The organism is Microcystis sp. LE18-22.4A, assembly GCF_027531105.1.
Classification (GTDB): Bacteria; Cyanobacteriota; Cyanobacteriia; order Cyanobacteriales; family Microcystaceae; genus Microcystis; species Microcystis aeruginosa.
The window spans coordinates 1-9,553 of the sequence record NZ_JAPZRB010000118.1 but is presented as its reverse complement, the minus strand read 5'-3'; the positions used below and the strand labels follow the sequence as shown (position 1 = coordinate 9,553).

Annotated in this window: 15 protein-coding genes; 11 read left to right on the top strand and 4 right to left on the bottom strand. The window is 41.6% G+C overall.

Going from position 1 to position 9,553, the window contains the following annotated elements; translation table 11 throughout:
- A partial coding sequence (locus tag O9295_RS05060; protein WP_288032168.1) for a zinc ribbon domain-containing protein occupies positions 1–251 on the top strand: 251 nt, incomplete at its 5' end.
- A gap of 18 nt (positions 252–269) precedes the next feature.
- On the opposite strand, the gene O9295_RS05055 is transcribed toward O9295_RS05060, so the two are convergent.
- Positions 270–722, bottom strand: coding sequence for an SRPBCC family protein (locus O9295_RS05055; protein WP_002758186.1), 453 nt, complete (start codon positions 720–722; stop codon positions 270–272).
- 104 nt (positions 723–826) lie between these two features.
- Between O9295_RS05055 and O9295_RS05050 the strand changes: the two genes are divergently transcribed.
- From O9295_RS05050 to O9295_RS05040, 3 genes are all read left to right on the top strand, one after another.
- Positions 827–1,189 carry a cupin domain-containing protein gene (locus O9295_RS05050; RefSeq protein ID WP_002736559.1) on the top strand — a complete coding sequence of 121 codons (363 nt, stop codon included), beginning with the start codon at positions 827–829 and terminating at the stop codon, positions 1,187–1,189.
- 5 nt (positions 1,190–1,194) lie between these two features.
- Positions 1,195–2,040: a prephenate/arogenate dehydrogenase gene (locus O9295_RS05045; protein WP_288032167.1), complete on the top strand. Its 846-nt coding sequence runs from the start codon at positions 1,195–1,197 to the stop codon at positions 2,038–2,040.
- A 67-nt stretch (positions 2,041–2,107) separates the two neighbouring features.
- Complete coding sequence (locus O9295_RS05040; RefSeq protein WP_288032169.1) at positions 2,108–2,566, top strand: nitrate reductase associated protein; 459 nt, start codon at positions 2,108–2,110, stop codon at positions 2,564–2,566.
- 261 nt (positions 2,567–2,827) lie between these two features.
- On the opposite strand, the gene O9295_RS05035 is transcribed toward O9295_RS05040, so the two are convergent.
- On the bottom strand, positions 2,828–3,019 hold the full coding sequence (locus O9295_RS05035; protein WP_002738067.1) for a DUF2949 domain-containing protein: 192 nt from the start codon (positions 3,017–3,019) through the stop codon (positions 2,828–2,830).
- Between the two features lie 265 nt (positions 3,020–3,284).
- On the opposite strand from O9295_RS05035, the gene O9295_RS05030 reads away from it, so the two are divergent.
- Entirely contained in the window at positions 3,285–4,241 is a 957-nt protein-coding gene (locus tag O9295_RS05030; protein WP_288032165.1) for a glycosyltransferase, read from the top strand.
- Positions 4,242–4,283: 42 nt separating this feature from the next.
- On the opposite strand, the gene O9295_RS05025 is transcribed toward O9295_RS05030, so the two are convergent.
- Positions 4,284–4,532 (bottom strand): hypothetical protein, encoded by a 249-nt coding sequence (locus O9295_RS05025; RefSeq protein WP_288032164.1) that lies wholly within the window; start codon positions 4,530–4,532, stop codon positions 4,284–4,286.
- A 143-nt stretch (positions 4,533–4,675) separates the two neighbouring features.
- Between O9295_RS05025 and O9295_RS05020 the strand changes: the two genes are divergently transcribed.
- From O9295_RS05020 to O9295_RS05005, 4 genes are all read left to right on the top strand, one after another.
- Positions 4,676–4,945: a hypothetical protein gene (locus O9295_RS05020; protein ID WP_288032162.1), complete on the top strand. Its 270-nt coding sequence runs from the start codon at positions 4,676–4,678 to the stop codon at positions 4,943–4,945.
- A 419-nt stretch (positions 4,946–5,364) separates the two neighbouring features.
- Positions 5,365–5,529 carry a DUF4351 domain-containing protein gene (locus O9295_RS05015; RefSeq protein ID WP_288032160.1) on the top strand — a complete coding sequence of 55 codons (165 nt, stop codon included), beginning with the start codon at positions 5,365–5,367 and terminating at the stop codon, positions 5,527–5,529.
- Between the two features lie 70 nt (positions 5,530–5,599).
- Positions 5,600–7,072 (top strand): BCD family MFS transporter, encoded by a 1,473-nt coding sequence (locus tag O9295_RS05010; protein ID WP_288032157.1) that lies wholly within the window; start codon positions 5,600–5,602, stop codon positions 7,070–7,072.
- Positions 7,073–7,186: 114 nt separating this feature from the next.
- Complete coding sequence (locus tag O9295_RS05005) at positions 7,187–7,624, top strand: pentapeptide repeat-containing protein (RefSeq protein ID WP_288032154.1); 438 nt, start codon at positions 7,187–7,189, stop codon at positions 7,622–7,624.
- Between the two features lie 387 nt (positions 7,625–8,011).
- On the opposite strand, the gene O9295_RS05000 is transcribed toward O9295_RS05005, so the two are convergent.
- Entirely contained in the window at positions 8,012–8,923 is a 912-nt protein-coding gene (locus tag O9295_RS05000) for a hypothetical protein (protein ID WP_288032151.1), read from the bottom strand.
- Between O9295_RS05000 and O9295_RS04995 the strand changes: the two genes are divergently transcribed.
- Positions 8,922–9,314: a hypothetical protein gene (locus O9295_RS04995; protein WP_288032149.1), complete on the top strand. Its 393-nt coding sequence runs from the start codon at positions 8,922–8,924 to the stop codon at positions 9,312–9,314. The genes O9295_RS05000 and O9295_RS04995 overlap by 2 nt on opposite strands.
- 183 nt (positions 9,315–9,497) lie before the next feature.
- Positions 9,498–9,553: helix-turn-helix domain-containing protein (locus O9295_RS27270; RefSeq protein WP_353845532.1), on the top strand; the 56-nt coding region annotated here is incomplete at its 3' end.

Below are 9,553 nucleotides of genomic sequence, written 5' to 3'. Positions count from 1 at the left end.
ATCAATGTCCTAACTGTAAAACAGTCTTAGATAGGGATCATAATGCAGCAATAAATATTCTTAAAAAAGGGTTACAATATTTGGGAAATTATCTCAACGGTACTGTTGGGCAAACAGAAACCGACCCAAACGCCTTGGGAGAGTCCGGTCTCTGGATTCTTAATGGAGACATTGAGAATCTAAGCTGTCTCGTTGAACAAGGAATTTCTAACAGCGATGTGGAAAGAATCCCCCGTCACAGCGTAGCTTGACGGTGGGAGTATGTCAACTCACCTTGGCGGCGTATTATTGACAATATTGAGAGCATAAAGGCGAAAACGCTCTAGATCGGCTTGCAGGGTTGATTCCACCACTCGACCGAGGAAAAGATTATCCATCAATTTTCCTAACCAACCTGGTATAGCATAGGCTGCTGTCAGTCGCACAATACTCCTACCATGACGGTCATAAAAACGAATGGCCCCGCGGTTAGGCAAACCGTCCACGGATTCCCATTGAATCATCTGGTGGGGGACAATTTTCAGTATCCGTGACAACCAAGTAAATTCTAGACCACCACTGGCTAACTTCCAACGGGAAAGCTCTGGCTCCTCCTCTAGAATTTTCACCGATTCGATCCATTTCATCCACTGGGGCATTTGTTCTAAATCTGACCAGAGAGCCCAAACCAGATCGATCGGCGCGTCCACTTCTACCTGTACACTATGTTCTAACCAAGTCATTCGTTAATTCTGGCGATGCTGAATATTTCTATGATAACGGCTATTAGTCTTTAGCTTTTGACTCAATGATAAAATAAAAACAATCTTCGAGGTTTAATTTTACTATGTTAATCAGAAAACTGCTCGAATGTGAGGAATTCATCGCCGGTGATCATACCCGATTGCGCGAGTTATTGCATCCCGATAAACAGCCGTTAAATCTACGTTATAGTTTAGCCCACGCCTGGGTAGATGTGGGGGAAACTTCTACTCCCCACGCTTTAAAAACTGCGGAAGTTTATTATATTTTGCAAGGACAAGGGGAAATGCACATCGATGAGGAAGTGCAATTAGTGACTGTCGGTGCTGCCATTTATATACCTCCTCTAGCTAAACAATATATTCATAATTGTGGGGAGGAACCATTAATTTTCTTGTGCATTGTCGATCCTGCTTGGCGACTAGAAGACGAAATTATCTTTGAGTAAACCTAATGAATATTGGCATTATTGGACTGGGTTTAATTGGTGGTTCCTTGAGCTTAGATTTCCGCTTACAAGGTTATAAAGTTTTGGGAGTTTCTCGTCAACAATACACCTGTGATATCGCTGTACAAAAAGGAGTGGTAGATGAATCTAGCACCAGTTTAGAATTATTAGCTACTGCCGATTTAATCTTTATCTGTACTCCTATACATTTAATTGTGCCAACTTTGGAAAAATTAACTCCCTATTTAAAAACCCAAACCATTGTCACCGATGTGGGATCAGTTAAAGGGGTAATTGTAGCCAATTGTGGCCAATTGTGGCCAAATTTTGTCGGTAGTCATCCTATGGCTGGGAAAACCGAACAGGGAATTAATGCGGCAGAATGTGGTTTATTTGTCAATGCCCCATATCTGATTACTCCCCTTGAATCTACCCCTAACTTTGCCGTGGAAATCTTAACTGAAATCGTGCAGAAATTAGGCTGTAAAATTTATTATTCCTCCCCCGAAGAACACGATCGAGCCGTGGCATGGATTTCCCATCTGCCAGTAATGATTAGTACCAGTTTAATCCAAGCTTGTGCGAAAGAACAAGACCTGAATATTCGAGAATTAGCGGAAAATTTAGCTAGTTCTGGTTTTCGCGATACCAGTCGCGTCGGTGGTGGCAATCCCGAATTAGGTTTAATGATGGCTAAATACAATCGTCAAGCTTTATTGATATCTTTGGCAAATTATCGGCAAAATCTTGATAAAGTTATTGACTATATTACAGGGGAAAAATGGCAGGAACTAGAGGAAATTCTCCTCTCTAGTCATCAATATCGAGCCAATTTTATTCAATCAAAATAACGTTTTGCCAGCAATTATACCCCAAGGCTGTATTATAGATTTATCCTCAGTAAATCAAGGCAATAATATGAACACCTTTTTTGACTTTGAAGCCGAATTTGTGGACTCCTTACGTTGCATACCAATGACCGTGAGAATGAAACTAGATACCTGTGGAGTTAAATTAAAATTATCCCATTGGATGCAGTTGAGTCAACCGGAAAGAATGGTATTAGTTAATATGGCTTGTACGACGGCAGCAGAAGCCAAAATCTATCGAGATTTTCTGCAAAAATTAATCGCCGAAAAAACTGGCAATCCCCCGGAAGAACTAGCAATAGATCGCGATCCTGCTTGGCTAGATGATAGCCAGATTCCCGATACAGTCCGAGAAAAAGCTAGAGAATTCCAGATCGACATTAGTTTAGAACAATGGCAAAAATTGCCACCATCCCAACGGTTTGCCCTGATTAAACTCAGTCGTCCGGGTCATGAAAATCTCAACTTCTATCCGGCCCTGAAAGAGTTCCATATAGTCGATGCCTAACTCAAGAACCTATGCTATATTAAGTTTGTTTCTACCTTACTTTGGCGAGAAATTAGTATTTTATACCAGATCAATCTCGAATTAAAACGGGGGGAAATAGCGGCTGATAGCTGGTTTAATTAGTCCCAGCAAAGGTGAGATTTTCTGCCCTGGCAAACCTTAACGGGACTTAATAAATAAATTGCAGGAACTCGCTGCTCTGGAACTTGGTCAATTCTCTTAATAAAAATGATAATTAATGAGCATATTCTTGGAAAATAATTATACAGTTTCCATCCAGTCAAAAACTTGATTCAATTGCGACAAATCGATTAAACCGTACTGCCATAAAACCATCGGCAAAGAACCCACCGATGCTTCACAGAGACGCACAGCCATATCGAGGGAACGGGGGGAAATTGCTAATTTTTCCAAGAGGAAAGTGCGGAGTTGTTTTTGTTGATGAGCTTCCATGATTAAGGATCATTGGTAATGATAATCGGATTATTGAATAACTTATCCTCTATTAAAAAGAGATGCTTCCCTCACGGGGATCACCCAATTGGGTGATTTTGTCCACCAATCGGAATAATTTCAGAATTTATTCATAATATGTCCTACTATCCCGAAATTGCTAGTAGGGATATCAACACTTCCTTTACTTAGAAAAACGAGAAAGGGGAACTTTTGGGATAAGCTATTGATAACCTAGTTTTTGATCGAGTAGGAGAGAACCTCAATGAGTCATGTTCCTCAAGTTTCCGTGATTATTCCTTGCTATAATCAAGGTCGCTATCTTGATGATGCGATCACATCTATTTTAGTACAAACATACCAAAACTTTGAAATCCTGGTCGTTGATGATGGATCCACAGAACCAGAAACCATCGAGATTTTACAAAATTATCAACAGCCAAAAACCCGGATCATCCGCACAGAAAATCAAGGGGTTGCCACAGCGAGAAATCTAGGAATTGCCCAAGGGCAAGGAACCTATATTCTTCCCCTTGATGCCGATGATAAAATTGCCGATTCCTATCTAGAAAAAGCGGTTACTTTGCTAGAAAGTAATGAGCAATTAGGTATAGTTTATTGCGAAGCGGAGTATTTTGGTGATAGACAAGGAATTTGGCCGCTGCCTGAGTATAAATTTCCCGATATATTAGTAGATAATATGATATTTTGCTCCGGTTTATTTCGGAAATCCGATTGGGAAACTGTGGGCGGCTATAATACTAATTTAATTTATGGTTGGGAAGATCACGATTTTTGGTTATCTCTGATCGAATTAGGTCGAGAAGTCTATCGTATCCCAGAAGTGTTATTTTTCTATCGACAAAAAGCTGATTCTATGAGTCGCTCAATGACCGCAGAAAACTATATTTATTCCTATACGCAACTTTTTTATAATCATCCCCAACTTTACTCCCAAAATATCCAAGCCATTTTTGCCGCTTTAGTCACCTTAAGAGTCGATATATTCGCTCAGTTGGAACGGGCTAGAGAACGAATTAAACAATTAGAAATTCATGAACAAGAATTACAACAAGACTTGCAAAAAACCCAATTGGATTATCGAGAAGCTGACAGTAAAATAGCCGCCATGGAAAAAAGTAAATTCTGGCAAATGAGAAGAGCTTGGATTAAAATGCAAAAATTGCTAGGTTTGCTGGAAAAAGACCCAATTTATTCCTAATGGAACTTCAACGCTAAACAAAGATCGAATCGATTATAATCATTACAGAGTCAGCACTTTACGATTTGACTTCTGGATCAGGGTGTCAAGATTTAGATCGTCGATAATTCCTCGCCGGTTGGCGAGTTCTCCCTGTTTCATGGTTTCTTCTAGTTCGTTGCTTTGGGTTTCCCAGTATTGAGTGCATTTTAGTCGGTCTTTGGGGTTGTAGATTTTGGCATCGGGGAGGACAATGGGGAAGATGGGATCGTAGAAATCTCCATTTTTTGCGATCTCGATTAACTCGAACATACAGTTAGACGATTTCAGGTAAGTGGTCGGACAAAAGTAAAGTTAACCATGGGAGTCAGGAGTCAGGAGTCAGCAAGAATTGCCAGAATTACATTTCTTAAGACAGACGACAGAATTTATGTCCGACTACTTATTTATCGCTAATGACGAGGAGAACACAGTTTCCCCCTAATCTTAATGAGCAACTAATTACTTTTGCCTATAATTTAGCAACGAGAAACGAATATATCCAGATGAGCTTAAGTAATTTTATTGAAAACTTCCAATTAATTTTTGATAATTTTGAGCAGAAAAATAGTCAACAAGATAAATACATAAGTGAGATTCGTGGTAATTTCATTGATCATAAAACTTGCTTGGATAACATAAAACAAGCAATAATCGATGTCAAAAATGATCTAGATAATATCTAGCCCATTGCTAGTTCATAGTAGTAACACAAAAAGTAAGCTTTTAGAATATTCTTCAAAAAGAAATAAGGAATACAGCTTAAGACTTATTTTAGAAATCAGGAAACATTTTTTGGCAACCGAAAGTGATCCTGAAATACAGCCGATAAATACTTATTTTACAAGGATGATAATTGATGCTAACGTGGCCTTTGAAGCAGTAGTCAATATGGATAAATTCAGAAAAAATCTTAGCACAAGTAGCCACAAAAATTGATAATATCGAGGGTAGAACTGAAAAAAGCAATTTAGCCGCCGCTACAGCAATTCTGGCGGGGTTAGTATTAAGTAAGGAAATCATCAGAAGCTTATTAAGAGAAGAAATTATGGGCGAATCAGTCCAGGACATCCAAAAAAAAGGAAGACAATAAGAAGCGGTTGCTTTGATTCTACGGCTACTTAACCGTCGTTTAGGTGAAATATCCTCAACTGTAAGCCAAAAAATCCAAGAACTATCTCTAGAACAATTCGCAACTTTAGGAGAAGCACTGCTCGATTTTACCAGCTTGACAGATCTGACCACTTGGTTAACAGAGATAGAAACTTAAATCCCCAGAAGATGTCTGCTCGTCCTGCGTTAAATTTTTAAATACTGGCTTTTTTTGTATTGATTTAACCATGGCTACCAGCGATATCTCCAATTCTACTCACTCATCCCCAAAACCCCTGCCAAAACTGGGACTTTTCACCATGTTTCGCTTAGGACTCTTTCAAATGGGACTAGGTATTATGTCCCTGCTGACTTTGGGGGTTCTCAATCGGATTATGATCGATGAGTTAAAAGTTTTACCCTTTCTCGCCGCAGCTGCGATCGCTATGCACCAGTTTGTTAGTCCAGCGCGCATCTGGTTTGGGCAAAGATCCGATGGTAAAACTATTTTTGGTCATCATCGCAGCGGTTATGTCTGGATTGGGGCGGCAGTTTTTACCGCTTTAGCTTTTATTGCTTTGCAGGTAGTCTGGCAATTGGGACTTAGTATTCAAACTTCGGGATGGAATACCATTTCCTACGCCTGGATTGCCCTCTTAGCCTTAATTTTCGCCCTCTACGGACTCGCTTTAAGCGCCAGTTCCACCCCTTTTGCCGCCCTCTTGGTGGATGTGTCCGATGAAGATAATCGATCGCAATTAGTTGCTATAGTGTGGTCAATGCTGATGGTGGGAATCGTCGTCGGGGCGATCGTTAGTTCTCGTTTGCTGGATACTCCCAATATCTGCGGTACAAATATTTTGACCTATGATCCGACTCAATCAGCCCCTATAGCCAATATTCCGCAGCTACAGGCGAATATTAACCCCGTGTTCGCGATTATGCCCGCTATCGTTTTCGGTCTCTGCATTTTGGCGACTTTTGGTGTAGAAAAAAAATATTCTCGTTTTAGCAGTCGGTCCACTCTTGTGCAAAGAGAGGATCAAATTACCTTTAAAGATGCCCTACAAGTTCTCACCGCTAGTCGGCAAACCGGTTTATTTTTCACCTTTCTGCTGATGATGACTTTGAGTTTATTTATGCAGGATGCAATTATGGAACCCTTTGGCGGCGAGGTTTTTGGGATGTGTATCGCCCAAACCACCCAATTAAACGCTTTTTGGGGAACCGGAACCCTTTTTGGTATTGCCGCCACGGGATTTATGCTCATTCCCCGCATCGGTAAACAAAAAACCACTAAATATGGCTGTATTTTTGCAACAATTTGTTTTATTCTCTTGATTTTTGCTGGCTTTTCTGCTAATCAAAGTTTATTAAAATCAAGCTTGCTCTTTTTCGGTTTAGCTTCGGGAATGATTACCGCCGGAGCTACCAGTTTAATGTTAGATTTAACCGCTGCCGAAACCGCGGGAACTTTTATCGGCGCTTGGGGATTATCCCAAGCGATCGCACGGGGATTAGCCACGGTTTTAGGCGGTACGATTTTAAATATCGGTAAAGTTGTCTTTTCTAGTCCGGTTTTAGCCTATGGCTCCGTTTTCCTCGTGCAAGCATTGGGAATGATCCTGGCAGTTTGGTTATTAAGTCGCGTCGATGTCAAGGAATTTAAGGAAAATGCCCGAGCAGCGATCGCAACGGTCATAAAAGGAGAGATCGACTAGCAAAAGCAAGCAAAAGTGAGATAACAGGAGAATTAGCCCGATCGGGGGAAGTTGGTTAGCAGCTTTTTTCCTATCCTAAAAGTAGAGAGGAAAACGAAAGAGGAGGCTAAAACGATGAAAAGGACTTTAATGATTACCCTAGGTTCCCTAGCTTCCTTACTGCTGATTAACCCCGTCGGTGCGGAAAATCCTCAACAGGTACAACAATTATTGAATACGCGGGAATGTCCGGGCTGTGATCTCCGCGGTGCAGATTTAAGGGGGGCGCATCTAATCGGTGCTGATTTGAGAAAAGCGAATTTACAAGGAGCTAATCTGGGGGAAGCTAACTTAGAGGGCGCAGATTTGACCGATGCCAATCTAGAAGGCGCAAATTTGACCGCAGCTTTTCTGACTAATGCCAGTTTGAATCAAGCTGATCTCGATGGAGTCAATTTCACCAGTGCCGTGATTTATGATGCCGATGTGACAGGTGCATCGATGGAGAGAATTAACTTGACAAATGCTCAGATTTATGGTAGTGGCATCGCTGTGGGTGGTGGCAATCCCTAGATAGGGCGGGCTGAATGAATCTAAAAACCTGGCGTTGTCAAATTGAAAGATGCTCCGAATCAGCACCGGAACTGAAATTACTTTGATAGGAAAGATTACATGGCATCTTGACAATTAGTGTTTAATGAACGAATAGTGCCGATAGTTGGGCTTAAGTGGGGAACAAGAGTCGCTCGATTTAGCAGTGGAATTAGCCCTACAATCGGCGTAGGGCTAATTCATGAATTAGCCCTACAATCGGCGTTGTCAAATGGAAAGATGCTCCGAATCAGCACCGGAGCATTGCATCTTTCCTCTTCTGATCTGACAACGCCGAAAACCTTGTGGGGTGCGACTTTTAGACTTTTTTTATTAACGATCGCTTTTGATAATTTCCCCGATTGACTCTCATCGGGATTTTGGGACATCCAGCGCGAGAATCATCAATTGTCCCTCCTTATCCTCGCGAATGGCTAGAATCGCCGGACGTTCATTGTCTGCCGACTGAGGGGATAACCCGCGAAAAACATAAGTCCAATTATTATTTTGAATTAATAAACGCCAGACTCGCGGGGGATTAACTTTACTATCATTCGTTTCTTTTCCCCGCAGCTCTTCGAGTAATTTGGTCTCACCGATAATTCGATAACCTTTGAGAGAAGGATCGGTAAAAACATCATCAGGATTGCGACCGATCGCTATCTGTTTTTCCGGTAAAACTAAAGTGATAACTGGTAAGGTAGAACTATCATTAATTGCATCGCGACGGGCATCGCTCGATCCCTGAATTCGAGCTAACCAAAAAAGAATAATTAATAGCCAAATAACAGCGATCAAATCTTTTCGGAGAGATTCGGGAATTCCCCGGACTAATAAACCTAGAGGGTGAAATTTTTGATGAAATTTCCGTTTAGATTGACTGACAATTGAATAGGATGGCAGGGGAGACAAAATCCAGAGGGTAAATGGAATCGCGAAGGCAACGGCAACCAGTGCCAGAAACGTTCGCAGCAACGCCCCGAAATCGCCACAGAAGACCTGTATCGGCACGAAAAGGAAGGAACGCAAGGGCAAGTCCAGACGGTTAATCTCAAGGCTAAACCAGCCGAAATAGGCCCACCGATAGATCCATCCCGTAAAATAGAGAAAAATCCCCAGCAAACCGAGAAGACTGGCGAAGGTTCCTAGTATCTGTGTTCCGGGAGGGGGAGAATTCGGAGCGCTCACGGCAAAATGTCCCTGATTGGCGTTTTCGATCGCTATCCTACTCGATCGGGTTCTATCGCCAGTTCTTTGTATTTTATCAAGGAGAATAACCATGTCGATCGACGATCCCCGACAAGTTCGTTTTTTAATCGAGAAAATGGAAGCGAGTTTACCAATCCCTGTGCGTGCAACTCCCGAAACGTTAAAAATAGCCGAAACAAAAGGCGAGCGATACAAACCCGATCACCAGTTTTCGATCGATAAAATTTTCTACACCGGAGACGAGGGGGGAATTATTTGTTCCCTAAAAAATGAATTGGGAAAACAAACGGGTCTTATCTGTTCTTTAACCCATCTACGGATCGATAACGATCATCCCTTAGCGGCGGATATTCAATCCTACCAGAAAAAGCGATCGATGCGGATTGCACTACAGGATGGCAAAACCGGAAAAGCCCTCCGTATTGCCAAACAAAACCGCCCGAAAAAAGGTTTCGGAAAGTAAAAATATATTGACAAAAACCGCAGGTTGGGTTAGGAGTAGCGCTAACCCACCGCATCCAAGATTGAAAACAGAACCAACCAAATCCCGATCATCGAAAATTTGGGTCTGAAACCCCGTCGTTCTACGACGGCTTTACTGTTAAATATGAGCATCGTTTACGAAATATATGCTAAAATGTGAGGTATGGAAAAAGCCTATTCGTTTCGATTTTACCCCACACCAACACAAGAGTCGCTATT